Annotated in this window: 26 protein-coding genes and 1 pseudogene; 25 read left to right on the top strand and 2 right to left on the bottom strand. The window is 42.6% G+C overall.

What is annotated here, in order from left to right; translation table 11 throughout:
• Positions 1–15: 15 nt before the first annotated feature.
• The 17 genes and pseudogenes from CXF80_RS14345 (at position 16) to CXF80_RS14420 (ending at position 15,283) form a co-directional block, all read left to right on the top strand.
• Positions 16–210: a formate dehydrogenase gene (locus CXF80_RS14345; protein WP_101033523.1), complete on the top strand. Its 195-nt coding sequence runs from the start codon at positions 16–18 to the stop codon at positions 208–210.
• A 16-nt stretch (positions 211–226) separates the two neighbouring features.
• Positions 227–3,076: a formate dehydrogenase subunit alpha gene (locus CXF80_RS14350; protein WP_101033526.1), complete on the top strand. Its 2,850-nt coding sequence runs from the start codon at positions 227–229 to the stop codon at positions 3,074–3,076.
• Between the two features lie 25 nt (positions 3,077–3,101).
• On the top strand, positions 3,102–3,698 hold the full coding sequence (fdh3B, locus tag CXF80_RS14355) for a formate dehydrogenase FDH3 subunit beta (RefSeq protein WP_101033528.1): 597 nt from the start codon (positions 3,102–3,104) through the stop codon (positions 3,696–3,698).
• 48 nt (positions 3,699–3,746) lie between these two features.
• On the top strand, positions 3,747–4,763 hold the full coding sequence (locus CXF80_RS14360) for a formate dehydrogenase subunit gamma (protein ID WP_101033530.1): 1,017 nt from the start codon (positions 3,747–3,749) through the stop codon (positions 4,761–4,763).
• 1,019 nt (positions 4,764–5,782) lie between these two features.
• Complete coding sequence (locus CXF80_RS14365) at positions 5,783–6,190, top strand: VOC family protein (protein WP_101033532.1); 408 nt, start codon at positions 5,783–5,785, stop codon at positions 6,188–6,190.
• An 8-nt stretch (positions 6,191–6,198) separates the two neighbouring features.
• On the top strand, positions 6,199–6,405 hold the full coding sequence (locus CXF80_RS14370) for a hypothetical protein (protein ID WP_101033534.1): 207 nt from the start codon (positions 6,199–6,201) through the stop codon (positions 6,403–6,405).
• A 448-nt stretch (positions 6,406–6,853) separates the two neighbouring features.
• Positions 6,854–8,560, top strand: a complete 1,707-nt coding sequence (locus CXF80_RS14375) for a BCCT family transporter (protein WP_101033536.1) — start codon at positions 6,854–6,856, stop codon at positions 8,558–8,560.
• A gap of 294 nt (positions 8,561–8,854) precedes the next feature.
• Positions 8,855–9,058: a hypothetical protein gene (locus tag CXF80_RS14380; RefSeq protein ID WP_101033538.1), complete on the top strand. Its 204-nt coding sequence runs from the start codon at positions 8,855–8,857 to the stop codon at positions 9,056–9,058.
• A gap of 132 nt (positions 9,059–9,190) precedes the next feature.
• Entirely contained in the window at positions 9,191–9,529 is a 339-nt protein-coding gene (locus CXF80_RS14385; RefSeq protein ID WP_101033540.1) for a TraR/DksA family transcriptional regulator, read from the top strand.
• A gap of 148 nt (positions 9,530–9,677) precedes the next feature.
• Entirely contained in the window at positions 9,678–10,073 is a 396-nt protein-coding gene (locus tag CXF80_RS14390; protein WP_101033542.1) for a cupin domain-containing protein, read from the top strand.
• Positions 10,074–10,176: 103 nt separating this feature from the next.
• Positions 10,177–10,431, top strand: coding sequence for a DUF5676 family membrane protein (locus CXF80_RS14395; RefSeq protein ID WP_101033544.1), 255 nt, complete (start codon positions 10,177–10,179; stop codon positions 10,429–10,431).
• 735 nt (positions 10,432–11,166) lie between these two features.
• Positions 11,167–11,556: a septal ring lytic transglycosylase RlpA family protein gene (locus CXF80_RS14400; protein ID WP_101033546.1), complete on the top strand. Its 390-nt coding sequence runs from the start codon at positions 11,167–11,169 to the stop codon at positions 11,554–11,556.
• A 149-nt stretch (positions 11,557–11,705) separates the two neighbouring features.
• Entirely contained in the window at positions 11,706–12,389 is a 684-nt protein-coding gene (locus tag CXF80_RS14405) for a hypothetical protein (RefSeq protein WP_157822238.1), read from the top strand.
• A 318-nt stretch (positions 12,390–12,707) separates the two neighbouring features.
• Positions 12,708–12,881, top strand: coding sequence for a hypothetical protein (locus tag CXF80_RS20520; RefSeq protein WP_232772110.1), 174 nt, complete (start codon positions 12,708–12,710; stop codon positions 12,879–12,881).
• 617 nt (positions 12,882–13,498) lie between these two features.
• Positions 13,499–14,209: a hypothetical protein gene (locus CXF80_RS14415; protein ID WP_101033551.1), complete on the top strand. Its 711-nt coding sequence runs from the start codon at positions 13,499–13,501 to the stop codon at positions 14,207–14,209.
• 95 nt (positions 14,210–14,304) lie between these two features.
• Positions 14,305–14,406 (top strand): annotated as a pseudogene (locus CXF80_RS20795) (DUF1643 domain-containing protein); the annotation flags it as partial.
• Positions 14,407–14,701: 295 nt separating this feature from the next.
• On the top strand, positions 14,702–15,283 hold the full coding sequence (locus tag CXF80_RS14420) for an antibiotic biosynthesis monooxygenase (RefSeq protein ID WP_101033553.1): 582 nt from the start codon (positions 14,702–14,704) through the stop codon (positions 15,281–15,283).
• A gap of 580 nt (positions 15,284–15,863) precedes the next feature.
• On the opposite strand, the gene CXF80_RS14425 is transcribed toward CXF80_RS14420, so the two are convergent.
• Positions 15,864–16,478, bottom strand: coding sequence for a TetR/AcrR family transcriptional regulator (locus CXF80_RS14425; protein WP_101033555.1), 615 nt, complete (start codon positions 16,476–16,478; stop codon positions 15,864–15,866).
• Positions 16,479–16,589: 111 nt separating this feature from the next.
• Here CXF80_RS14425 and CXF80_RS14430 point away from each other — a divergent pair, with 111 nt between their 5' ends.
• The 7 genes from CXF80_RS14430 (at position 16,590) to CXF80_RS14460 (ending at position 23,628) form a co-directional block, all read left to right on the top strand.
• A complete protein-coding gene (locus CXF80_RS14430; RefSeq protein ID WP_101033557.1) occupies positions 16,590–17,132 on the top strand; it encodes a carboxymuconolactone decarboxylase family protein in 543 nt (180 codons plus the stop codon).
• A gap of 895 nt (positions 17,133–18,027) precedes the next feature.
• Complete coding sequence (locus CXF80_RS14435; protein WP_101033559.1) at positions 18,028–18,444, top strand: GFA family protein; 417 nt, start codon at positions 18,028–18,030, stop codon at positions 18,442–18,444.
• Between the two features lie 390 nt (positions 18,445–18,834).
• Positions 18,835–19,623 (top strand): EcsC family protein, encoded by a 789-nt coding sequence (locus CXF80_RS14440; protein ID WP_101033561.1) that lies wholly within the window; start codon positions 18,835–18,837, stop codon positions 19,621–19,623.
• 268 nt (positions 19,624–19,891) lie between these two features.
• Complete coding sequence (locus tag CXF80_RS14445) at positions 19,892–20,359, top strand: hypothetical protein (protein WP_101033563.1); 468 nt, start codon at positions 19,892–19,894, stop codon at positions 20,357–20,359.
• Positions 20,360–20,453: 94 nt separating this feature from the next.
• Complete coding sequence (locus CXF80_RS14450) at positions 20,454–21,497, top strand: alpha/beta hydrolase (protein ID WP_232772111.1); 1,044 nt, start codon at positions 20,454–20,456, stop codon at positions 21,495–21,497.
• Positions 21,498–21,796: 299 nt separating this feature from the next.
• A complete protein-coding gene (locus CXF80_RS14455; protein WP_101033567.1) occupies positions 21,797–22,513 on the top strand; it encodes a ZIP family metal transporter in 717 nt (238 codons plus the stop codon).
• 245 nt (positions 22,514–22,758) lie between these two features.
• Positions 22,759–23,628, top strand: coding sequence for an EamA family transporter (locus tag CXF80_RS14460; RefSeq protein ID WP_101033569.1), 870 nt, complete (start codon positions 22,759–22,761; stop codon positions 23,626–23,628).
• Positions 23,629–23,837: 209 nt separating this feature from the next.
• Here the strand turns inward: CXF80_RS14460 and CXF80_RS14465 are convergent, their stop codons facing one another.
• Complete coding sequence (locus tag CXF80_RS14465; protein ID WP_332871111.1) at positions 23,838–24,788, bottom strand: LysR family transcriptional regulator; 951 nt, start codon at positions 24,786–24,788, stop codon at positions 23,838–23,840.
• A 49-nt stretch (positions 24,789–24,837) separates the two neighbouring features.
• Between CXF80_RS14465 and CXF80_RS14470 the strand changes: the two genes are divergently transcribed.
• A complete protein-coding gene (locus CXF80_RS14470) occupies positions 24,838–25,668 on the top strand; it encodes a CmcJ/NvfI family oxidoreductase (RefSeq protein ID WP_101033571.1) in 831 nt (276 codons plus the stop codon).
• The last annotated feature ends 108 nt before the right edge of the window (positions 25,669–25,776 follow it).

Below are 25,776 nucleotides of genomic sequence, written 5' to 3' on the forward strand. Positions count from 1 at the left end.
CAACAAGGAGACAATATGAAGAAGCAAGCTTCCGACATGGGTCGTCGTCAAATGCTAAAAGCATTAGCGCTCGGCAGTGCGGCAGGTGCTGTGGCCAGTGTCAGTGCACCCGCACTTGCGCAAGTCACTAAACCGTCTGCAGAGCCTACGAGCAGTAACTATCGCGAAACTGAGCATATCCTTAACTACTATGCTTCGTTAAGAAAATAACAAAGGAGAGTGTGTGATGCGATTAACCCGCAAAACAGACACGGCCGCCAAAGCTGAAAAGTTAGGCCTAGGTCTCAACCGACGTCAATTCCTCAAGTCTGCCAGTTTGGCAACGGGTGGAATTGCTGCGGCTTCAATGCTTGGCGCTGGAATGATGCGTAAAGCTGAAGCGAAAGATGTACCCCATGATGCACCAACAGAAGTAATACGGACTATTTGTTCACATTGCTCGGTTGGTTGTGGTGTTTATGCCGAAGTTCAAAATGGCGTGTGGACAGGGCAAGAGCCTGCGTTCGATCATCCATTTAACGCTGGTGGACATTGTGCCAAAGGCGCGGCATTGCGCGAGCATGGTCATGGTGAAAAACGTCTTAAATATCCAATGAAACTTGAAGGAGGAAAGTGGAAAAAACTTTCTTGGGAACAAGCGATTGAAGAAGTTGGTCAACGAGCCCTTGATATCCGTCAAGAGTCTGGTCCTGATTCAGTTTACTTTATGGGTAGTGCTAAGTTCTCAAATGAACAAGCTTATATGTACCGCAAATTAGCGGCAATGTGGGGCACGAACAACGTCGACCACTCTGCACGTATTTGTCACTCTACCACGGTAGCCGGTGTTGCAAACACTTGGGGTTACGGTGCGCAAACGAACTCATTTAATGATATTCGTAACTCGAAAGCGATGATGTTCATCGGTTCGAATCCTTGTGAAGCTCATCCAGTTGCTATGCAACACATCCTTGAAGGTAAAGAGCGCGGCGCGAAAATTATCGTTGTCGACCCTCGTTTTACCCGAACTGCAGCTAAGTCTGACGAGTTCGTGCATATTCGTCCTGGTACGGATATTCCTTACATTTACGGATTATTGTGGCATATTTTTGAAAATGGCTGGGAAGATCAAACGTTCATCGACCAACGTGTATACGGTATGGAACGTATCCGTGAGGAAGTGAAGAAGTGGAACCCACAAGAAGTTGAACATGTTGCTGGCGTACCTGAAAAGCAAATGTATCGTGTAGCGAAACTGCTTGCAGAAACTAAGCCAGGTACTGTGGTTTGGTGTATGGGTGGTACTCAACATCACATTGGTAATGCTAACACTCGTGCATACTGTATCCTTCAGTTAGCGCTAGGTAATATGGGTGTTTCTGGGGGCGGTACTAACATTTTCCGTGGTCACGATAACGTTCAAGGTGCAACTGACTTTGGTCTATTGTTCGATACGTTACCAGGTTACTACGGCTTAACCTCCGGCTCATGGGGCCATTGGTGTAACGTTTGGGACTTAGACTTTGATTGGGTTAAAAACCGTTTCGACCAAGAGCAGCATTTAGAGCAAGATCCGATGACGTCTACAGGTATCCCATGTTCTCGTTGGCATGATGGTGTACTGGAAGATAAATCTAAGATTGCACAGAAAGATAACATTCGTATGGCATTCTTCTGGGGTCAATCTGTTAACACCGAAACCCGTGGCCGTGAAGTGCGTGAAGCATTGAATAAAATGGACACAGTCGTTGTTGTGGATCCTTTCCCAACAATGGCCGGTGTTATGCACGAACGCCAAGATGGCGTGTATTTATTACCTGCGTCAACTCAGTTTGAAACTTACGGTTCAGTATCTGCTTCAAACCGTTCACTACAGTGGCGTAGCCAAGTTATTGAACCATTATTCGAGTCTAAGCCTGACCATGTGATCATGTACAAGCTGGCGAAGAAGTGGGGCATTGATGCTGAATTCTGTAAGCATATTAAAGTGAATGGCGATGAGCCGTTGATTGAAGATATGACACGTGAGTTCAACAGAGGTATGTGGACCATTGGTTACACTGGCCAAAGTCCTGAACGTTTGAAAATGCACCAAGAAAACTGGGGCACTTTCGACATTAACTCACTTGAAGCACCTGGCGGCCCAGCTAAAGGCGAAACTTATGGTTTACCTTGGCCATGTTGGGGCACCCCAGAAATGAAACATCCAGGTTCGCAAATCTTGTATCGCACTGACCGCGAAGTTAAATTCGGTGGCGGTAACTTCCGTGCTCGTTATGGTGTTGAGCATAATGGTACTAACATTCTTGCTGAAGGCTCTTTCTCAAAAGGTAGTGAAATCGAAGATGGTTACCCAGAGTTTACTGCAGACATGCTTAAACAGCTTGGCTGGTGGGATGACCTAACTGCTGAAGAAAAAGTTCATGCTGAAGGTAAAAACTGGAAGACTGATATTTCTGGTGGTATTCAGCGCGTGGCAATCGCCCATGGTTGTATGCCTTACGGTAACGCTAAAGCGCGTTGTGTTGTTTGGAACTTCCCGGATGATATCCCGATCCATCGCGAGCCGTTATATACCCCTCGTCGTGACTTAGTGGCTAAGTATCCAACTTATGAAGATCGTATGGTGGCTCGTCTACCAACACTTTATAAGTCTATTCAAGAGAAAGACTTTGCTAAAGACTTCCCTCTTGCAGTAACAACCGGACGTTTGGTTGAGTTCGAAGGTGGTGGTGAAGAAACCCGTTGTAACCCATGGCTTGCTGAACTACAGCAAGAAATGTTTATCGAGATCAACCCAGCAGATGCTGCAGATCGCGGTTTACGTGATGGCGATGATGTGTTTGTCCACAGTCCAGAAGGTGCCAAAATTACCGTTAAGGCAATGGTGACACCGCGTGTTATTGCGGGTGAATGTTTTATGCCATACCACTTCGCGGGTGTGTTTGAAGGCAAGAGTTTAGCCGAAAACTACCCAGAGGGTACTGTGCCTTACGTGATTGGCGAAGCTGCCAATACCGTCATGACTTATGGTTATGACGTCGTCACGCAAATGCAAGAGACCAAAGCTAGCTTGTGTCAGATAAGCAAAGCCTAAACACTTGATGAGGAGATAAGCCATCATGGCAGTCATGAAATTTCTGTGTGACACCAAACGCTGCATCGAGTGTAACGGTTGCGTCACAGCATGTAAAAACGAAAACGACTCTGCTTTAGAGTGGGGTATTCAACGTCGCCGCGTGGTGACACTTAACGACGGCGTTCCTGGAGAAGCGTCAATCTCAGTCGCATGTATGCATTGTACCGATGCACCTTGTATGGCGGTATGTCCGGCCGACTGTTTCTACCGTACCGAAGACGGCATTGTGCTGCATAACAAAGATACTTGTATCGGTTGTGGCTATTGCTTCTATGCTTGCCCATTTGGCGCACCACAGTTCCCTCAAAAGAGTGCATTTGGTAGCCGTGGCAAAATGGATAAGTGTACTTTCTGTGCGGGTGGCCCAGAAGAAGATCATTCAGAAGCCGAGCGCTTAAAATACGGTTCTAACCGTATTGCAGAAGGCAAATTACCCATGTGTGCTGAGCTTTGTTCAACCAAAGCGTTGTTGGCCGGTGATGCAGGCATAGTGTCTGATATTTACCGTCAACGTATGGCCGCTCGTGGTAATCCAAATGTGATTTGGGGCTACAATCCTAAAACAGGCGAAATGATCTAACCCAGAGCAATGGCTGCGATAATTATCGCAGTCATATAAGGAGTGACAATGTTAACTTTAACGTTAAACAAATCACTGCGCAGGATGTTTGCTCTGTTGGTTCTGTGTATGGGATTGGGATTGGTTATATCGCCGGTGTATGCCGCCGATGAACAATCAAGTCAGCAACAAGCAAAGTCTAAAACCAGTGATGCAGATCTCTGGCGCGCAGTAAAAGCCGGCGAACCAGGATACAGTACAGACAAAGGTCTTGATGCTGATGTGCTGATTAATGTCGCGGGTAATGAAGGTAAGATATTGCGAAATACTTACCTAAAACCCGCACTTGGTTTAGCCGTTATAGGGGTTTTTGCGGCCTTTTTAGTGTTTTACTTAGTCAATGGTCCATCAACACTGAGTAAAGGCTTTTCGGGTAAAATGGTACTTCGCTGGAGCAAAAGTGATCTTTGGTTACATTGGACGATGGCGATATCTTGCCTAATCATGATGCTAACTGGATTGGTCATTATGCTTGGGCGGCATGTCTTAGCCCCTTATGTCGGTGACGGCATTTGGGCGGGGGTCATCGCCTTTAGTAAGTTTTCCCATGATTGGTCTAGCCCCATTTTTATGGTGTCTTGGCTGTTGTGCATCATCAAGTGGATGCCACTACAAACCTTCAAAATGTATGACTTGAAATGGTTTTTATTGGTCGGTGGTTACATTAACTTTGGCCCATTTAAAGGCAAGCACCCAGACAGTGGGTTTGCCAATGCGGGTGAAAAAATGTGGTTCTGGACCTTAGCTATTTTCGGTCTTAGCATCAGTGCCACAGGGATAATCTTAGTATTTCCCCTGCTCGATTTACCACGTGAGCTGTCAATGCTCGCACTCCTTGTGCATGGCGTAAGTGCAGTAATTTTAATCGCGTTTACCATAGTGCATATTTGGATGGCGACCGTACTCAGTGAAGGTAGTATGGAGAATATGGTGTCAGGCTATTGCGACGAAAACTGGGCTTCGCAGCACCACAATATGTGGTACGACGAAATCAAAGCAGATGGTTCGTTAAAATACAAAGAGTAAAGCAGTCATACTGGTGTTAACACACTCGTATATTGCCGAAATAAAACACCTTGTTGGGTAACTAACAAGGTGTTTTTTTGTTTAGGTTCTTTCTAAGGGGGGGGGGGTCAATAGCATTTTGGTGTTGCCCGCAATGTGAAACTGGGCGGTTACCGTTTATGGGATTAATCTCGCTATTAAAAATAGTCGAGCGTGAAGCTTGTTCTGAGGCTGTCGGGTTAAATGCGTAAAATTGAGTGGTGTGCCCTATGAAACGGCGTGCTTAGTTAATACACAATTAGCTGAGACGACAGCGCACATCATTACGCAGGAAAATTATGATGCAGTACAGTAACAGGACAATAGAAAGTGATGAAACAGCTCAAAGCCTAGCTTAAAAGATGTCATCAGAAAAAACGATTAGCCGAGTTTTTGTGCAAAAAACTACCGACAAAAAGCAAATTTCTATAGCATCTTACGCTAAGTAAGGCGTTACCGATTAATGTGGCTGTGGCATCGGCCAAATCCAATAAGCAATGTATGCATCGCAAACAGCGCAACGCATAAATACTAGAACGTTAGGTTTCTAAGGATGGGATCATTTGAGTGAATTTATTACCGCAATTTGGCCATTACTCTGTCTTTCGATGTTTCCTTTGGCTTTATAGTATTTGGTGGTGGCTAAACGTGTTTTAAATCTCTTGGAGTCTGCCCCTCCGAAGTTTGGCTTGAACGGGGAAACCTTCAACTTATCAAAAATAAACCCATCAGTAACTCTGATAAGTTTATGGTGTTTATACTAGAAGCAGATTACAGTTTGCTCAAGGATGAAAGCTATCGAGGAAAGGTCATTTACTCAGGCCTCTTTTAATTAGCGGGCGTTTGATCCTAGTTTTTGCATTTATAGCTCCAATAGTTATTGGCCGACAATAAATATAACACGCGGCTAAATTCATATTCACTAAGGCTGTTATGCCGTTTGCTGAGCAAATCGCCCGCCAGCACTTGGCTCACTTATTAGCAGGGCGTTAGACCCTAAAATGAGAAATAAAATCATGAAGATAATGAGTCTTGATCATGTTGGTATTCGAGTAATGGAGTTTGATAGAGCGATCCGATTTTATGAAAAACTGGGTTTTTCGGTAACTAGGCAAGACTCGAAAGAGCATGTTGTGGTACTGAAACATGACAGTGGAGTAGAAATAAATCTCTTGGATAGCGGTAGCAATGATAATAATCAGAAGAACGTACTAATGGATGTTGAAAACAAATATCCTGGTTATACGCATTATGCATTAGAAGTTAACTCTGCTGTAAACGCGAAACAGTACCTAGAGTCTATTGGATTAGTCGTTACTGAAGGACCCGTTACCTTTGGTGATGGTAAAACATCTATTTTCATTCGCGATCCAGATAAAAATGTTATTGAATTGACACAACTTCCATAGGTACAACGATGGCAACTAAAAATAATGATGATAATCCCGTTGATAATAGCTTTGAGTACGCTATGTCGCAGCGAGGCAATCCGGTTGATGATCCACTTGCGGCCATTAAAACGATGCGTTTAGAGCAACTGGCGGTATGTCGCCTAAAAGCAGTGAAAGAAATGCAAGCTATGGGCGATAAAGCGACAAAGAGTAAAGTAAAAACCGATGACTAAGAAGCTGTAACTCACGTTGTACTATTACTTATAATATTGAGCTGTCAGTAAATAATAAACATTGGTCTAGTCTTTAGTTTACTTTATTTGCAGGAAAATGAGGATAACTATGGCTAGGTTTAGCTTGCTGATGGTGTGCTTAACACCTAACCATTCTATTTTGTGTGCCTATTTAGCTTGATTGATATCAAGCTTATATTGCCGGGTTAAATCCGCTATTTCCTTCATTTTTCATCTTCCTCTCACTTCATAATGCTCAATCTGCTAAACAATATTCCCAATTTATCAACTGGAATAATCGAAGACTATCGTAATGAATGCTGAAAGAGACTATGTTGAATACTATAACAATGAATGGCTTAGTTTAATTTGTCGCTAATGTTACGGATTATAACAATGGATGGCTTAACTTAGCTGCTTGTGAATAGCCAGAAGGTTAAGGAGTAGTATGTGGAGTGGCGTAGGAAAGCTTAAGTGCTGGGTAAATCGACTGCTTGGGGATGTGGGGGTGGTTTTTTATCTATCAATATTTCTGATTGTTGCCTTTTTGACGGTTGCGGCTGTCGATCCTGATGAAACACAAAGGTTGGCACAGAAAGCATTGAATGCGACGACGAGCAATTTTGGTTGGTTGTATCTTCTGACCAGTAGCGGTTTTGTGCTCTTTACTTTGGGCTTGGCTTTTTCTCGATTCGGCATTATTCGCCTTGGTCTTGATGATGAACCTCCTGAATTTAGTTTTAGCAGCTGGCTGGCGATGATCTTCTCCGGTGGAATGGGGGTTGGTTTGGTCTTTTGGGGGGTAGCAGAGCCGATACTTCATCTTAGTTCACCGCCTTTAGGAATAGGCGCGCCAGGCTCGGTAGAAGCTGCGCAGACGGGTATGCGTTATGCCTTTTTTCATTGGGGCCTGCATCAGTGGGCCAACTTTACGGTGGTGGGGCTGGCCATTGCCTATGTGAGGTTTCGTCACAACAGTCGTGGTTTAATTAGCGAAACTTTTCGGCCCTTGTTGGGAGACCGTGTCGATGGCGGTTGGGGAAATGCGATTGATATTTTGGCGGTGCTTTCTACTATTTTTGGTGTGGCAACGACGCTCGGGCTGGGGGCGTTACAGATTAATAGTGGTCTGTCTCGGCTCTCTGGTATGCCTTACGGCATCACGCCCCAGTTACTGATCATTGCCGGACTCGGCTCGTTGTTCATACTGTCAGCCATGACGCCATTAAATCGCGGCATACGTTACTTGAGTAATGCCAATATGGTGTTGGCTGCAGGTCTATTGCTGTTTGTTTTAATGCTTGGGCCTACGGCTTTTATCTTCAGTGAATTGACCCAAACTATGGGCGAATACGTGGGTAATATCATCCAGATGAGTTTGGTAACGACGCCATATTCTAGTGCGCATTGGGTGCAAGAATGGACCATTTTTTATTGGGCTTGGGGCCTTAGTTGGGCACCTTTTGTCGGCAGCTTTATTGCCCGTATTTCTCAGGGACGCACTATTCGGGAGTTTGTTTTAGGCGTTATGATTGTGCCAGTGCTATTGAGTATGCTCTGGTTTTCTACCTTTGGCGGCTCCGCTATTTATTTTGAGCTGTTCGAAAACGCGGGTATCGCTGCGGCAGTGGCGCAGGAAGTGCCCGCAGGGCTCTATGCCATGCTAGATCAATTACCCGGTGGCTTTTATGCGGCGATTGTTGCGGTTCTTTTGGTGTCTATGTTTGTGGTGACATCTGCAGATTCGGCTACTTTCGTGTTGGGTATGTTTACGTCTAAAGGTGTTCTTAATCCTACCCGCTTTGTGCGTATTTTATGGGGTGTGTTGCAATTACTGATGGCGGGCGTGCTGCTGCTTAGTGGGGGGCTGCTGGGTCTGCGGACGATCTCTATTGTGACGGCTTTTCCTTTTATGCTGCTGATGGTGTTAATGGCTTATTCGCTTTATCGAGATTTGTCTTTGGAATGGCAGCGAAGGCAAAAAAATGACAACCTTTTGCATGAGCGGATTGAGTCGATGTTGTTACGAGAGTCCGAAAGAGAAGCCGCGCGACAGGCGGAAGAAAATGCTCACCCCTCGGCGCCAGAACCTACAGAAGACGCTGATGTTGGAGAAGCTGTAGAACATGAAGAAGGGGAAAAAATTGGTAACTAGCTGCTTTGTTGGTCAATTATTTATTAGCTTTTTACCTTTGTTCTCAGTGCTGCAATTATTGTCTTTACAGCTTTTATTAGGCATTGAAAAATGTTTTTTTGGTTGAATTAAATTATGCCAATCAAGATTGTGGGTGATTGAATACATTCAACTTACACCTTGTTGAAAATAAAACACCGCTGATGCGATTTAGCCGATTTTATGTCGACAGAAAATGTCATTTTGTATTTCTTGGGTTTGTGCGAAACCTATGAAACATTAAGTCTAAAATAATACCATTGGCCAGGAGCTGATATGTCAGAGATACAAAGTAATGAAAAACAACAAGTCACTATTGTTGATATAAAAATGCCATTTATGTCGATGGTCATTTTCCTCGTCAAACTTGCCATCGCTTCAATTCCAGCCTTTATCATTTTGTCGTTTATTTTTATGATTTTAGGCATGCTTTTGGGGAGTGTTTTTCATGGCTTAGGCATGGGAATGGGTCATTATTAGCTTTGATTTGCCAGTCTTGAATAAACACGTTAATCAACTGGATTAAACACCGCGGGTTATTTTTGCTACGCTCAAGTTTAGTCCACAATTTTTCGCCAGTTATTAATGCGATAGAACGGAGTGCATACGCAGATGGACGAAACGCAAATCAAACATTTCAAACAGCAGTTGCTGCAACTGCGGTCTGAACTCATGAGCCTAAGCAGCACGTCTGATGACGCAGCAAAGGCCGTGGAACTGGATCAATCGGCCGTTGGTAGGCTAAGCCGAATGGATGCGATGCGTGCGCAAAGCATGGCGATTGAAGCAAAAGTGCGGCGTGAACATCAGATCTTAAGCATTGAGGGCGCGTTGCGCCGAATTGCCGCTGATGATTTTGGCTTTTGCCTCACCTGTGGGGAAGAGATAAACATCCGCAGACTAGAGGTGGACCCGTCTTACTCGCTATGCATCAAGTGTGCAGATAAGTGATTGATAGAGTGACCTTTGATTGATAGATTTATCTTTAATACGTTAATCAACAGGACTTAAAACCGCGGACTATTTTCGTTACGATCACGTTTAGGCCACTATTTTTCGCCAGTTATTAAGCCATTATATAGCTACAAGGATCCCGTAAGTGTCTAAATCTATAGCAATCACAATTAAAGATGCGTTGTCGAAAGTTAAGTTTCTCAAAAATAGAACAGCTGAAACGACTGCCGATGAAGCAAAAGATGCTTTTACTTTGTTATCAGAATATAGAGATGGCGGAATATACGTGGCTCATTACTCTGGTTTTAGTGAGTGGGAAAGGCACCTTAATGGTGACGAATTCGTTCAGGTGTTAGGTGGTGAAACAACCTTGATTTTATTAAACCAACATCAACAACAGCGTAACGAATTATCATCGGGTCAAATATTAGTCATTCCAAAGGGGATTTGGCATCGCTTTGAATCACCGGACGGAGTTAAGGTGATGACGATAACGCCACAACCAACAGAACATAGCACTGAGTGCCCAGTCGAGACATAACAAAAATTAAACAGGGACACTATATTCGTCAATTACATGTTGCCTCTACATAAAGTATTATGTTTTTTAACTCAACTTAACCCTAGCGATATTAAAGGAAGCTATGAGTATAAAACCCACAACAATGGCAATTTCCGCAGCAATTTCTTTTGCATTACTTTGGGTTATTTGTAGCGCCACGGTACATTTTTTTCCGGAACCTATGATGTTAATCTCGGGGCACATGGTGCATGCTAATTTATCGGATATGAATTGGACTCTAACGTGGTCTGGTTTCTTTATCGGTCTAATTGCTTGGTCGGGTGTTGCTGGCATAAGTGTATGGTTAGTAGCCGTTATCTATAATATGTTAAAATAAACATGATGTTAAAATAACCGTGATTTTCAAATAAACATGGACGCCTATTAGTGTTGGCGGGTAGTAAAGCATTAGTCTGTTATTACCTTTCTTCAATGGTAACTGATATTGGTCAGTGCAAGACAAACGATAGTGGGTTTGGATAACTCGCCTTCTCCCGGCAGATGGAAAGTTGCCACAGCTGTTCAGGTGTTGTGGGTAAGCATTGCTGTGTGATATCGATAACATGACAACTGATAATATGACAACTATGAGCATCGCCGCGATTGGGCTTATCCACGCATTCTTGAACTCGCGATTACCTTTGCGATTGATACCCGTGCGTATGCACTCTTGTTAATGAGCGGGGAGCCATCACTTGCCTGTTTCGCTTAATGTGAATGCTGATGAAAGAGGCTATGTTATTGATGATAACCATGGCTGGCTGTAGCTTTCATTCGGCCAACAAACAGTGAATACCTAATGGCAGATTTATTGTCTCGTTGGTAATATTAAAAAGTTAACACAAGCCTGAATTGGCAGAACGTCAAGGCAATAGTTTGCCAAATTGCTCACCGATAACCCCACCGAAACCCTTTCTAGGATACCAAAATGGTGTTCAGCGTAATGATCAATGAAAATAGCGGTTTCATTTGAATCACTATTCAAAGTCAGTTAGTGTTTATGACATGATTAAATGACAACAAAACGAGTTATTCTTCAGGCTCGTTATGTGAACACACTAAAAGACAAAAAATGGTAGCCATTTCACGAAAAATTCAGTTTTTAACGTTTTCCTGTATTTTAGCAGGTTGTACTTCGATTCAGCCTGGTGCTGGTGACAACTGGATAGGCTTCACTGAGTCTGGACAAGCCTCATTCTATGCAGATAGATATCAAAACAGAAAAACAGCTAGCGGTGATCTATATAAGCACAATCAAAAAACAGCCGCGCATAGAGATTTACCCTTTGGTTCAAATGTAAAAGTTACCAATACCAATAATGGTAAAAGCGTTATCGTTAAAATCAATGATCGTGGTCCATTTGTTAAAGGACGCATCATTGATCTTTCAAAGTCTGCTTTCAGCAGTATTGGCAATATATCTAATGGTGTAATTAACGTTAAAATAGAAATAGCCCGGTAGCACATAGCGATTGCATTATATGGCTTGGTTTAGCCTTCATTAGTGGGGTTTTCATAACAAGCCATTGATATGTAGAGGTTATTAATTCCACGTTTGTAGCGCTTTAACTTAACCCGATTGAACTAATATTGAGAAGTGTTGCTAAAGATATGATAGAGATTGAATATTCTATTGGTGAATTAAAAACGTCGATGCTTGTTGTAGAAGAACATCGTTTTTACCTTATTGCAGAGGCTTGGATAAAGGCTGTAGATCTCAATGTGGGTGACAAAATAGTAGCCTGCAGTGATGCCGTAGCTGAGATAGAAAGCATAAATAACGTTGAAGATTCACACTATTGTCGTGATTTAAAAATCAGTCACAATCATAATTATTTTGTAACCACAGCGCGCCCAGCGTTTCACGATACTCTCTGCGATCGCGCCCCAATAGACAAGCTTGAACTCATAGCCTACGAGCAGGCAAATAGGCCCTCTAATTTTCCTGATGGCAAGCCAACGGGTTACCACGGTGGTCCTTGGGTTGCGGCTAGATATTTACACAGCGATCCCAGCAAGGAAACTATAGGTTGGGGGTGTGCAAATGACAACATGTGTGCTGAAGATGTCGCGGTAAGTGATTTGAGGCAAAAATTGGGCGATGCTATTGGACTGGATCGAGATAATGTCGAGATTTCACATGCTTATTTGAGAAAATATACTAAAAAAGGCCGCTTCGTCAACAAAATGAGCCCTTGTGTTCATTGCCGTGATAATTACGGCAGCGCGCTAAATGACGAGACTGTAGGTGTGAGTAATTTAGCTAAAAACGGCCGTGGGTATTTACCCCCATAGGGAAATGACTTATAGCTAGAGGTATCCATTTTTATTGAAATGACTAGGCCTATCTAACCCATATCTCCCAGAGGGAGGTCATGGGTGACAATATCCCCGCGTCACAGTACTGAAATATATAGATCTAAGCGTCAACGCCGAATGTTGTCTGTTAGACGGAATTACTACGTGTTTCCACATCAATGAACCGACTCAATTTTACGATTGAGTGTCGTTTCTAAAACAGATCTCGCCTGGTGTCTATCATTGAGCCATTATGATAGTCGGTAACATCTCGAACAAAACATTAACGCATTGCCACCCAAGATGGTTAGCTTCATGTTTAGCGTCAAAGGCTACATTGTGCTGGTAGACGATACGGGCCGAATTATCTGTGAAGATAAAAGCTCAAGCAGCCAACCCATTCTAGATAGGCTCAACATCCCAGTAGAGAACAGGCTGAACATTATCATCGATTTGGGGCGTTTATTTAACGGTGCGGTTAGGGCTTGACGGCATTAACTGAGTACAGTGAGCATTTAGATCGAAAACGGCGCTTCAAATTGCCAACCTTGGCGGTGTATTCTATCTATAATACCTGAAACCAGTAATCCCATTTCTATTTGATTGATATCAAGTATCTTCTGCTAAGTTGAATCAGCCGTATGACTTATATTTTTCTGTCTACACTCCATTTATTGATAACTCCAGTTCAATTTGTACGTTTAAATAATCGTAAAAGACTGTCGTAAAAAAACTAGCGTAATAAATGTACAAAGAAGCAATGTTATTTCATTAGAAAAGATGGGCTTATATAAGTCGTTCCGATGGCGCCCTAGCTTGACACTTTAAATAATTGGATGGGGCAATAATTTTTCAGAGCGTGTCGATGAACGCCTAGCGTATATCAGGATCAATATATCATCCAAGGTTTAGGATGAGTCTGTTGATGCGGTAGAGGACAAGCTAATTTATAACGATCGGATTGATGAAGCAGAAGGTGATGGCATAGTCTATTCTTTTTACGGGTTTGTCTTCTCGTCGGAATGATACGTTGAGATTACAGCGCCCTCACAGCCGGTGCCGTTGAGCATCGGCGTTAGGCTTACTAGAAAATGGAGATTTCTGTGATGAAAAAAATACCTAGTAGACAATTGTTATTTACTTTTATTGCTTCTATATCTGCATTAGTAGTGGTAGCGGAGATGAGCTTTATTTTTGACGTTGATATTCCTCTTATGACGCGAGATGTTGCCGCGATAGGTAACATCCATCCTCTTTCTGGGTTTCTTTCAAGTCTGGGCATTCTTCTGTGGTGCGCGGTCGTGTCAATATGCTTTTTTATGGCAAGGGTGCTTCGCCATAGCAACCAAAGAGAGATAGTTAATTTTTTATATTATTCAGCCCTATTGACGCTTTATTTGATGCTTGACGATTTATTCCAATTTCATGACTCATTAGTATCTCAGTATCTTGGATTGAATGAAAAGGTGGTCTACCTGATTCTGGGCGTTGCGGTATCGGCTTATCTACTCACTTTTAGATCGCTTATTTTGAAAACAAATTACTATTTTTTATTGTTGGCGTTAGTATTTCTTGGTTTTTCTGTTGTTATTGACGCTATTCTTCCGCCAGAGTTGTGGCGGCTTCTAGGTCATTGGGAATATTTTATCGAAGACGGTGCAAAATGGTTAGGAATTGTAGCTTGGTGTAGTTACTTCGTGAATACATCACATCAATTTCTGGAGAGTGAATTCAGCTCAACCGATCCATTCAAACGGATGCTAGTACCTAGCGCCGCTGATGGCGAACTTGGGGTTAATCAAAGTCTTTTGCAATGATAATTAGCTTAAATCCATCAACAGTAAATGAAGTTGAACACCATCCTACCATTACATGTGGTATCCATTTTGCGAAGCCATAGGGCTATAGTGGTGTTTGGATGACAAATTTATTTGCATATCGTGCTACAGAGCCAAGTGAGATCAACATACAAGGTGATCCCATTGGTGCAGGCAACGATAGCTGTCTCAATTAGCTAAGATGGCGGTGTTGTTGTCTTATGGGGCAATGAAGACGGTTACTTAAATTGTGCTTATGCCGTTAAAGGTATGCCGGCAAACTTCATCTTCTGAAGATGAATTAATCTAGCGGGTCTGCACAGGCATTTTATTTAAAAGCGGATTTAAACGTTGATTTAAAAACTGCACTAATGGACGTTCAACAAGTCAATTAATTGAAGTAAAAACCGCGGGCTATTGTGCTTCACTTCATTTTAGCCCACAATTTTTCGCCAGTTATTAGGTGTTGAGCAATATTAGGCCACAGATATTATGAATACAGATACAGCTTCTGAGAGCGCCAGCGATCTAGAAGGGGCGACAGTTGTCATTACCCATAGAGTGCGTGAGTGCAAGCACGCTGAATACGAAAATTGGTTTAATGAAATTGCGCCCCTTTGCAAAGCCTCGCCAGGCCATCTGGACTGGCACATCGTCCGTCCGATTTCTGGACTAACCGGAACATACACGATCATTATCCGATTCGACACACGATCACATTTGCAGCAATGGATGGAGTCGCCGACTCGCTCTCGTTTGATCGAAAAGGTTAAGCCGCTATTAGCTACTGGCGACGACTTCTTTATAAGTAGTGGACTGGATTTCTGGTTTACCCCAGAAAGGGCCAAAGCTAAAGTACCCGTGCGCTGGAAGCAGTACATAGTGACATGGTCCGCTATCTACCCTTTAGTGCTGGGTGTTCCGATAGTTATTGCACCAGTGTTGCGACTCTTGCACGTTCCCGATAATCATTTTATAACGACGCTTGCCGTAACAGGGACCGTGGTTTTTCTTATGGTCTATTGGGTCATGCCTCGTTACACACGACTTATCCAGCGATGGTTATTCCGTTGAGACACTCTATGGCCCAACCGCGGGCTCATATAGTCTGAAGCGGAGCGGGCACTATTAAGTGTTAGATATGCACCTTGAAAATCGAAAATACATTATCGGTAATGAAGTGAGCATCGCAGATCTCTCTGCCTAGGGGGATTGATAAAGCAAAGGCGGTACTTGGCGATGATGGGTTAGCGCCTTACCCAAATCTTCAGCATTAGTTTGGTGGTGCGAACAGTCGTGTTACGGGAGACAAAAGCGCGCAATATTGGTCAAGACCTTGAGTTTAAATATGATTTTGACTCTGTTGCACAAAGCTCTCGTTATCCGTAACATTTTTCTAAAGCGTCGTTTCAAGGATCAATGCAAAGGCTTTGAGGTAAGACTAACAACCGCTGTCCGCTTCATTCAGTTAAGCCACCCATGCCCTTTTTTGTCAGCCACAGGTTTTCGAATTGGCAGACTTGCTTCATGATGGCAGCCCAATTACCGCCTGTTGCTTATTGCTTAGATGAGATAGCGTTTAGCCCTGCCATACTCAAGTTAAAATTTATTACTTAACATCAGACATTAAAACGATAGCATTTATCTGCCATTTTTATTCAAAAAATTGAGCCGGGGAAATTGATAGGTTTTTCATCACGGTAAACATTTGATTGATCATCGGTTGAGCTAATGGCTCAACGCCAGGCCGGTTAACGTAGCCGCGTAATCCGGTAAAATGAACCTGAAAAAAGCGCGCGTACTCTATTGCCGACAACTTATCGCTTAGCTCATTATGCTCAATGGCTTGCTCAAAAATAGCCGTAAGATAGCCTTCAAATTTAGCGGCTAAATCTACACTCAGTTCATATAAATGGCTGTCTTTATCGGCAAATTCACTGTTTGCTTTTACTAGCATGCAAATGGCACTTGGGCTGCAAGCTTTGGTTTTAATCAGCACATTTTCTACAAATGCGCGCAACCCACCGACTATAGAATCGGAAGTCGATAAAAAGCCTTCTATTTGGTTTTTCATATCTAGGGTGTAGTCTTTAAGCGACTCACAATATAGCCCTTCTTTAGAGCCAAATGCAGAATAAATACTGCCAGGACGCATGTTAATGGCGTCTTGTAAATCGCGCGTAGAAGTAGCATGAAAACCTTTTTCCCAAAACAGTTGGCTAGCTAGGCGAATGACATTCTCGCGCTCAAATTTAACCTTGTTTACCATGTTAATTCCAATCAATTTGAACAATTGCTCAATTTTAACTTGAGCAGGCGCTCAAAATCAAATAGTATTGTTGTCACGTTACTTATATTTATATTTTTATTGGAGCCAAACATGGCAGAATTTACGTTATACACAGCCGAGACCGCACCAGAAGAAGCAAAACCTTTACTCGCCGATTCGGTAGCCGCATTTGGTATGTTACCTAACCTACATGCAATAATGGCTGAAGCACCGACCTTACTTAAAGGTTACCAAGTACTGCATGAGCTGTTTCAAAAAACATCATTCAATGCACAAGAGCTAACCGTGGTATGGCAATCAATTAATGTTGAGCATAACTGCCACTACTGCGTCCCCGCTCATAGTGGCATTGCAGCGGCAATGAAAGTAGATCAAGACATTGTTGATGCATTAGTTAACAAAACCCCACTTGCTAACCCTAAGCTTGAGGTTTTACGTGAAACAACACTGGCAATGACGCGCGAGCGCGGTGTGATAAGCGATGAGCAAATAGAAACATTCTTTGCGGCAGGTTATGGTAAACAACAACTTTTAGAAATTATTGTTGGCTTATCTCAAAAAGTAATGAGCAACTACACTAATCACTTGGCAGATACGCCGGTTGATGAAGCCTTTAAAAAATACGTAAAATAATGAGATTTTTTAAATAACGAAAGGCAGCCTAGGCTGCCTTTTTAGTATTCGCACTATTCCCCAGGATGCCGAAGATAGCTTATTGCCGTGACGAGGCGCCTAGTGAGTTACCGAATTGCCATGGGGGCGCAACAAGGCAAGAACGTATTTACGCGACCAATAAACTGAGCCATATACGGACGCTCTCGGTGAGTCTAGCGACAGTTTTTGGCCTTTATCTTTTATTCAACCGTTCAGTCTTGTCATTGCTTTTGATACGAATCATGTCCCGCTAAAAACGCTTGTACTGTGCTGATGTTTATAATCGATACGGGCTTAACAGTCTAGCGGCCCCTAATGAAATCCGATCCACTACGCCTAAAAATGTGCAACACCCTTGCGATGCAGATCAGCCTCTGCCAACTCACTTCTAGCCTACGCCTCATATGATGTTTATCAGCTCGCACTCTTTAAACATTTATTGTGCTAGCGGCCTCAATCCGTTATCGCGGTCAAGCCCTTCCCATTGGCTAATCGTTAACGCTTAATAACGATAAGTTAGCTTAACGATGATCTTGCTGCAGAGGACTTTTAACTCATCAGTTGATGCCCATGGTGGGCGTACATCAGTCAAAGCACGCATTTTTTATTCCCCAAAAGCCGCCAGCGTCAGCAAGTTGGTGTTTGAAGTGCGAGACGGCGATGAAGAGGCGAGCATTTACAGATAGAACTTTCAAGTCTAAGGTTACAAATCTCTACATTCTTGAAGCCATCTCTAAATTGTTGAAGAAATCCAGAATATCGATTGATGTAGACTATGATTCGATATCCAATAACTCGTTATGCAGCACTTGTCAGTGATATGGATGCTTATTACTCGGACATTGACAATGATTAATTACCCAGGAGAATGACGATGTCAGATGTAAAAAACAGCAGTGGAAGTTGCCTTTGTGGCACCGTTAAATTTGCCGCTCAAAGTGGCAATAGCGTGGGTGTTTGCCATTGCAGCATGTGCCGCAAATGGAATGGAGGACCACAAATGGCTGTTTACTGTGGTGATAGTGTCTCGTTCGAAAATGAACAGAGTATTTCAGTCTATAAGTCGTCTGAATGGGCGGAACGTGGGTTTTGCAAAAATTGCGGTAGCCATTTATTTTATCGATTGCAGGGTAATCAGCATATGATCCTAGCGGGTGCTTTCAATAATAATGAAGATTTTATTGTTGAGAGTCAATATTTTATAGACGATAAACCTTCGTTTTATCGGTTCGAAAATGAAACGGTAAACCTGACTGGTGCCGAAACTGCAGAAAAAATGGGACTGAGTTAATAGACCGGTCGTCTCGAGAGGTTGTTTCGAAAGTAAGGCAAGCGTATAGGAAGCATAATTGAGTATTGCTTATCAATAATTGATGCGTCAATGTACTTCTAACGATAAGGATAGGCCGCGCGAAGCCGCGTCCTTACCCCGAGAGCTGAACAAGCCCTATGTGAGGCGTGACTAAGACGCTTTATTATGTCACTGACCGAACGAGAGTTCGACCGATTTGACGTGACGTTTTTGGATGTGATTTGCGTGTGGCGGCGCTCCCTTTGCGGGTTGCTAAGACTGATTTTCTCTCTGGTCATGATGGGAAAATCATGCCCGCGATAGCCAACATCAGTTGAATACGCAATGCAGAACCGCTTGCTTGTATTACTTCACCATAAAGGAGTTTATTTGAATATTTCAGAATCACATAAAAAAGAGCTTTTAGTGGCCAAATCATTATTAGAAAACCCTGGGCTCGCGGTAAAAATAACTCATTTTATAGGTACCCCTATTGAAAAAGGTTTAGCCTTACTACCTGATAATTGGCATAGAAATATCGCTAAAGTGACAGAGAAATCGCTACTTAAAGCGTCTGAAGCGGCAATCTTTACCATGAAAGATATTCCCGGAGAAGAATCGTCTAATCATTGGCATAAATTTGGCGCAGCAGTGAGTGGGGTGGGAGGGTTCTTTGGGTTGGCAGCGATAGCTGTTGAACTGCCTATTTCAACATCAATAATGCTGCGTTCTATAGCTGATATTGCGCGTAGTGAAGGAGAGTTGATCACCACACCGGAAACAAAAATGGCTTGTTTAGAAGTGTTCGCATTGGGTGGCGAAAGTGATTTAGATGATAGTAGTGAATCTGGATATTTTGCCATCAGAGCCGCTCTTGCCAAATCAGTCTCTGAAGCGGCTGAATTTATGGTTAAAAAAGGTATTACCGATGAAGCCGCTCCTGTGTTAATTAAGCTAATTTCTAAAATTGCTGAAAAGTTTGGTGTTCAAGTTACTCAAAAAGCCGCGGCTCAAGCTGTACCTGCTATAGGCGCTGCGGGTGGTGCAATCATCAATACTTTATTTATTGATCACTTTCAAGACATGGCGAGAGGGCATTTTATTATTCGAAAATTAGAGCGTGTATACGGATATGATACAGTAAAGAATGCTTATAATGTGTTACCTAAAAATGGTTAACACATTGTTGAACCGATACAAAATGGTTTATTGTGCTCGCTTCTCACAAAGCATAGCTAACTTTTCCTGCGGTTTAACGAGGCATTAAGGCTGTCACATTTCTCTAAAACCTATTTTACCTTGTACGCGACATTAAAAAGAGTGAGCTTGAAGAGTGAAACCCATTAACCATCATTTTCATTTTTAGACATTCTATAGTCTCGTTAGGGCGCTACTCGATGTCAGACAGGGCCTCATTTGTTGATAAATTTTTAAAGGTCAAAAAAATATGAAAAAATTGTTTAATACTATATTCGCTGGCGTTCATCTGTTCGCGGCTGTGGTCCTTATCATCCTATCCCTGATAATTATGCTGTGGTCTGTTTATGATGTCATTTCCGCTATTAAGGATGACACTGGATTTATTCCATTAATGCTTCAGTCTGTAGCCGCGATAATAATCGCGGCAGCCATTATTGATGTTGCACAGTATATGATGGAAGAAGAAGTCTTTAAGGACAAAGAGCTGCGAGACCCTAAAGAAGCAAGAAGAACAATTACAAAAATAATTGTAATCATTACTATTGCCGTCAGTATTGAAGGGTTGGTTTTTATATTTAAAGCAGGTACGAAAGACATTAGCCTTTTACTGTATCCGGCTTTACTCATCATGGTATCCGCGATTTTAATTGTGGCGCTCGGTATATATCAAAAATTAAGTGCGACTATAGAAAAGACAGAGAAAGAAGATGCATAACACATCATTGAGAATTATATGGCATATGATTTAGATAAGTCTTTACTTGGGGCATATTGCGGCATTAGTCGCATAAAATGACTGTGTATGCCACTTGGGCAATTTTATTGTTCTAATGCTCCAGAACGACTTAAATAAAGGAAATTTTATGAAGTTAAAATCGATGCTTATGAATATTGCGGTAATATTGCCATCAATTTTTTTGGCTCATAATTTACTCGCCAGTCCATTAGAGCAATCTAGCGAAACGTTTTTCTCACTTGCTGAGATAAAAGAGGGTGATAAAAAGCCGCTACAGCCTGTTGAATACAGACCAGCAACTGATAATGTGTCTTTAGCATATCGCGCGTATCTGCCACTAAAACCGCAAGCAGTTTTGATTTTTTATCATGGAGCGGGTGCTCATAGTGGGCTGATCTATAACCACATTGGTGTTGGATTACGTGATGATTTTGATATAGCGGTATATATGCCAGATATTCGAGGACATGGTAGTTCACAAGGTGATCGAGGTGATGCCCCAGATGTTGAACAAGTGTGGGCTGATATTAATACCATCGTCAGAGTTGCGCGTGATAAATATCCAGATATGCCTATTTTTATTGGCGGGCATTCCAGTGGTGCAGGCCTAGCGCTTAATTATTCGAGTTGGGATCAAAGAGCGGAGGTTGAAGGGTATGTGTTTCTTGCTCCGTATTTTGGCTTTCGTTCAGAAACCAACTACGACAAGGGTGAAAATATAGGTATTGAGTTTTCTACTGTGAAAACGTCAAACTTTATTATTAATACTATAAGTGGCGGTTTATTTTTAGGTCATTCCAAGGCGGTTAGATTCAATTTCCCCGATGCTGTGTTAAGCAAAAACCCTGAAATCGTTCCATTTAACACCGTAAATATGTCAAATGCGCTTACCCCACACTCTCCTGATCTTCAGTTATCTGATTTAGAGCAATTTGGATTATGGATTGGAAAGCAAGATGAAGCGTTTGACCCCATAAAAGTGACCCTGTTTGCGCAAAATAATAGTGACAACAAAGTGCGCAAGGAAATTAAAATCGTCGATAAAGAAAATCATTTTTCTATCATTTTGAATGCACACAATCTTATTGGGCCGTGGCTTAAAAGAGCGATTAAGTAGTCCTATTGTATGCCTAACCAATAAGGATAGGCCGCGCGACGCCGCGGGCTTATCCCAAGTGTTGAACAAGTCCGATATTGGCTGTGACCAAGACTGTTTTTATCCAGTGGTTAATAACCGTTCGAGAATGTAACCGACTTGCAGTAAGGTTTATAGATTTCTTTTGTGCCCCACGGCGACTTAGCTCAATAAGCCATTCAAACGGAAAAATACCGTTGGCTGTTTTCACTCAGTCCAATATGTTAACCATCTATATCTAGACACTTAATGTGGTGTCATACCCCTAAAAGGATCAAATCATGTCTTTGCTGCTAACTGTTTTAGCAACCACACTGCTTGCTGGTTTGGCTATGCCGTTAGGTGCTTTAATTGCCCATTTTGAGAACGTGAGCAGTGAGTGGCTTGAACAGGAATTTAGGCACAGTGTCATGGCTTTTGGGGGCGGGGCATTATTGTCAGCCGTTGCTTTGGTTTTAGTGCCAGAGGGCATAGCGCATCTTGATCCATTATCGGCTTGTATGTGGCTTATGGTGGGCGGACTTAGCTTTATGGCCCTTGATATTTACCTTAACAAAATAGATACCCCAGCCACTCAACTAGCAGCCATGCTAGCGGATTTTATTCCTGAATCAATCGCACTAGGTGCGGCGTTCGCAACGGGAAGTAACAATGCGTTCTTACTGGCAGCGTTAATCGCGTTACAAAACGTGCCTGAAGGGTTTAGTGCCTATCGTGAATTAAATGACTCTTCTGCTTATAGGCCCCAAAAAATTATCATCATGTTTTGTTTAATGGCTGTGCTTGGGCCTATAGCAGCAATGTCTGGCTATTTATGGTTATCAGAGTCGCCAAAAGTGATTGCCGCAGTCATGCTTTTCGCATCGGGTGGTATCCTCTATTCAATATTTCAAGATTTAGCGCCTCAGGCAAAACTAGAAAATCGTTGGGCCCCGCCAATGGGGGCGGTATTTGGGTTTGGTCTGGGTATGTTGGGGTTAATGTTAACCACATCATGATAATGGGTGCGGGCATAACAAATAACCATAAGGCCGCACTAAGCTGCGTCATTACCCTAAGTGTCGAATAAACCCTATATTGGATGTGGCTAAGATTGTTTAGTATGTAAAATTTGGCTGATGCCTACCATATCGTGACCTTAATGGTATGACTTCTGTGCCTAACAATAATAATTGCTGCCGTGTTTGACTTGCCTCAGGTAGAATGCCGACACATAGTTTTTTCATTTTTTGGCGTATTCTATATGCAAATCAATCGTGTACTTCTGACCGCTGTCGGTAGTGTTTTGCTGGCGATGGTGACCATTCAGTCTGGCGCTTCGTTAGCAAAACAACTTTTTCCCTTGGTTGGGCCAGAAGGCACCACAGCACTGCGTTTAGGCTTTGCCGCTGCGGTACTTTGGCTAGTATTTCGTCCATGGCGGGCATTACCTCAAGGCAGAGATTGGCAGAGCATTATTATTTATGGTCTGTGTTTAGGCGGAATGAATATCTTGTTTTATTTAGCCATTGAACGTATTCCGTTAGGGATTGCGGTTGCGCTTGAGTTTACCGGTCCCTTGGCAGTCGCCTTGTTTGGCTCAAAGCGCAAAAGCGATCTATTTTGGGTCGGTTGTGCCATTGCGGGGATTTTACTGCTGCTGCCTGACTTATCCAGTGCTCAAGGGCTTGATATTACGGGCGCATTGATGGCACTTGGGGCCGGGGCGTGCTGGGCCGGTTATATCTTGTTTGGTACGCGCACCGGCAAGCAAGCATCAGGTGGAATTACTGTGGCATTAGGCATGACGGTAGCAGCCATAGTGCTAGTACCCGTTGGCGCCGTGAGCCAAGGCTTAGCGTTATTGAGCTGGGAAGTACTACCGCTTGGGTTATTGGTGGGGGTGTTATCCAGTGCCTTGCCTTATTCGTTGGAAATGGTGGCGCTTAGAAATATGCCCACCCAGGCCTTTAGCGTGCTAATGAGTTTAGAGCCTGCCATTGCCGCATTGGCAGGTCTTATGATACTAAGTGAGCAATTGACCTTGTTGCAGTGGTCCGCCATCGGTTTGGTGATTATCGCTTCGGTAGGGAGTAGTTTCACCCCTAAAAAAGCGATAGAGATGGGGGTGTGATCTTGGTTGGTAATTCTTGTGTATTAATGTCCACATTGTTTTATAAGTAATTATATAAACAGTGTTTTAAAAACGGCGCCGATAATTTTTAAGCAAATGCCGCAAACATTTATACAGAAATAAGCAGCAAGGCGCTGTAAATGGCCAACGCTGGCTATAGGGTTAACTTTTCAACTGATCCGCACGCTTAATTAACATGCTACTTTGTGCTATGAATGAAAAATATCATCAAGGATATTCAATAACCATCGATGCAACGGATTTTTTTCTGAACGTTTGTGCCAAGCGACAATAACATCAAAGCTGGGAGGGCTCTGTTCAATTTCAATGGCAACCAACCTGGGGTCAGGTAATAATCTCGCCGGCAGGAAAGCAATCGTATTTGTGGCCTCTATTATGGTAGATGCTGACGAAAAGCTGGGTACTGACATTAAAATATTCCTTTTCAGGTCTTTTTTTGCAAACCAGGAATCATGAGAGCCTTTCAGATTGGGTCGAGAAGGTGAAATAACGATTTGCGGTAGCTGCGCGATTTCTTTCAGACTGTATTTCTTATCACGATAGATTGAGTTTTTTCCTGTTACACAAACATGGCGATCTTCAAATAAGCGCATATTTGGGTAATCTTGCGGAATAAATTCTGGGAAGGTGAATACGAGATCAAGCTCACCAGTGACCATTAGCTGATGTAAATTGTCCGATTCAAAATCCCTAATAATAACTTTCAGGTTCGGAGCTTGTTTATTCACCTGTTTAAGTAACATCGGCAAAATAGTCACTAAGGCATAATCTGAGGCGCTTATCTGTAAAACCCCCGATAGTTCAGCCGGGGTAAAGTGATCACCAGAGATTAAATTGTCAATATCAGCCAGTATATTATTGACCTTATGCTCCATTTCTTCCGCAACATGTGTGGGCGTCACGCCATTGCTGGTTCTTATAAACAGTTCATCATCAAAGGTATTTCTTAGCTTTTTCAGTTGCTCACTAATGGCTTGCTGAGTTAAGCCCAATAAATTTGCCACTTTAGATAAATTTCTTTCCTGAAGTAACAACTGGAGAATACGCAGTTGTTTTATATCAAGTCTATTGATACCACTAATATTTGTATCTCCAACAAGTTTATATTGTTTTTTTTTGTATTGAAGAGAGTTTAGCATACATCCCATCGAATTCATTAGCGGCAGTATTTCGCACGGAGGATCCATTATGTTGTTGGATGGGGTAAGTCAAAAACAGTCATCAATTAAAGCAGAAATTAATTATATAAAATCAGATTCTAGTGCCATTTTTGATTTATCAACCACAGCAAAAAGTGCGAATAAACTAACGGAACATGTTGATACTCGACTCGTTGAAATAGCCAATGCGCGCTTATTGAATACCCCTCCATCACTCAATAATGATGGCTTTGGTTTAGCTAAAAATGATTATGTTGTTGCGAACTATTTTGACGATAACCTTGTTCAAACAGAGCTTTATCCACAAATAATAAAGCACCTCTTGGATCTAACCAATGCCAGTCAATGTCTTGTTTTTGACCATACCATTCGCTCGGTTGAAGATCATTTAACGCGCACAGAAAAGCGCGCTCCTATTCATACCGTACATAACGATTACGTGGCGAGTTCAGCAGAAAACCGTCTTAATATAGAACTGAAAAAAAGCGGCCTAAATGCAAGTGATTATAAAAAGTTTCAGTTTATAAATACTTGGATCCCTTTAGTTGATGTAGTACTCGATAGTCCTTTGGCACTTGGAGATGCAAGAACATTTCACCCCGAACAATCTCGAAAGTTACCGGTGGCTTATCCTGATCGTATCGGGGAAATAGAAGCTTTTAGTTATGACGATAATAATCGTTGGTATTTTTATCCTCAAATGACATCGCAAGAACAACTCAATTTTAAAGTCTTTGATAGCGACCTAGATAGCGCTATTTCAAGGACTCCTCATAGCGCGTTTTCATTGCCAATGAGTGATCAAAAATCAGCTGCGCGGATAAGCATTGAAGTCAGATGCATAGTGTTATTCGACTAAGCTCGACCCTTTTGCCGTTGTTTGGTATGACAAATTAGGTATTGGTCGAGAAACGCCTCAACCCATGCTTGACGCATATAGCCAACAGAAAAATAGCTTGATCAGCTT

Source organism: Shewanella sp. Actino-trap-3 (assembly GCF_002836275.1).
Classification (GTDB): domain Bacteria; phylum Pseudomonadota; class Gammaproteobacteria; order Enterobacterales; family Shewanellaceae; genus Shewanella; species Shewanella psychromarinicola.

Excerpts from the sequence above, each read along its gene's own strand:
- CXF80_RS14425 (WP_101033555.1), bottom strand. The coding sequence starts at position 16,478 with ATGGTAAACAAGGTTAAATTTGAGCGCGAGAATGTCATTCGCCTAGCT.
- CXF80_RS14465 (WP_332871111.1), bottom strand. The coding sequence starts at position 24,788 with ATGCTAAACTCTCTTCAATACAAAAAAAAACAATATAAACTTGTTGGA.
- CXF80_RS14400 (WP_101033546.1), top strand. The coding sequence starts at position 11,167 with ATGGTAGCCATTTCACGAAAAATTCAGTTTTTAACGTTTTCCTGTATT.
- CXF80_RS14455 (WP_101033567.1), top strand. The coding sequence starts at position 21,797 with ATGTCTTTGCTGCTAACTGTTTTAGCAACCACACTGCTTGCTGGTTTG.
- CXF80_RS14430 (WP_101033557.1), top strand. The coding sequence starts at position 16,590 with ATGGCAGAATTTACGTTATACACAGCCGAGACCGCACCAGAAGAAGCA.
- CXF80_RS14345 (WP_101033523.1), top strand. The coding sequence starts at position 16 with ATGAAGAAGCAAGCTTCCGACATGGGTCGTCGTCAAATGCTAAAAGCA.
- CXF80_RS14350 (WP_101033526.1), top strand. The coding sequence starts at position 227 with ATGCGATTAACCCGCAAAACAGACACGGCCGCCAAAGCTGAAAAGTTA.
- CXF80_RS14395 (WP_101033544.1), top strand. The coding sequence starts at position 10,177 with ATGAGTATAAAACCCACAACAATGGCAATTTCCGCAGCAATTTCTTTT.
- CXF80_RS14375 (WP_101033536.1), top strand. The coding sequence starts at position 6,854 with ATGTGGAGTGGCGTAGGAAAGCTTAAGTGCTGGGTAAATCGACTGCTT.
- CXF80_RS14460 (WP_101033569.1), top strand. The coding sequence starts at position 22,759 with ATGCAAATCAATCGTGTACTTCTGACCGCTGTCGGTAGTGTTTTGCTG.
- CXF80_RS14415 (WP_101033551.1), top strand. The coding sequence starts at position 13,499 with ATGAAAAAAATACCTAGTAGACAATTGTTATTTACTTTTATTGCTTCT.
- CXF80_RS14420 (WP_101033553.1), top strand. The coding sequence starts at position 14,702 with ATGAATACAGATACAGCTTCTGAGAGCGCCAGCGATCTAGAAGGGGCG.
- CXF80_RS14470 (WP_101033571.1), top strand. The coding sequence starts at position 24,838 with ATGTTGTTGGATGGGGTAAGTCAAAAACAGTCATCAATTAAAGCAGAA.
- CXF80_RS14435 (WP_101033559.1), top strand. The coding sequence starts at position 18,028 with ATGTCAGATGTAAAAAACAGCAGTGGAAGTTGCCTTTGTGGCACCGTT.
- CXF80_RS14405 (WP_157822238.1), top strand. The coding sequence starts at position 11,706 with ATGATAGAGATTGAATATTCTATTGGTGAATTAAAAACGTCGATGCTT.
- CXF80_RS14365 (WP_101033532.1), top strand. The coding sequence starts at position 5,783 with ATGAGAAATAAAATCATGAAGATAATGAGTCTTGATCATGTTGGTATT.
- CXF80_RS14385 (WP_101033540.1), top strand. The coding sequence starts at position 9,191 with ATGGACGAAACGCAAATCAAACATTTCAAACAGCAGTTGCTGCAACTG.
- fdh3B (WP_101033528.1), top strand. The coding sequence starts at position 3,102 with ATGGCAGTCATGAAATTTCTGTGTGACACCAAACGCTGCATCGAGTGT.
- CXF80_RS14445 (WP_101033563.1), top strand. The coding sequence starts at position 19,892 with ATGAAAAAATTGTTTAATACTATATTCGCTGGCGTTCATCTGTTCGCG.
- CXF80_RS14380 (WP_101033538.1), top strand. The coding sequence starts at position 8,855 with ATGTCAGAGATACAAAGTAATGAAAAACAACAAGTCACTATTGTTGAT.
- CXF80_RS14360 (WP_101033530.1), top strand. The coding sequence starts at position 3,747 with ATGTTAACTTTAACGTTAAACAAATCACTGCGCAGGATGTTTGCTCTG.
- CXF80_RS14370 (WP_101033534.1), top strand. The coding sequence starts at position 6,199 with ATGGCAACTAAAAATAATGATGATAATCCCGTTGATAATAGCTTTGAG.
- CXF80_RS20520 (WP_232772110.1), top strand. The coding sequence starts at position 12,708 with ATGTTTAGCGTCAAAGGCTACATTGTGCTGGTAGACGATACGGGCCGA.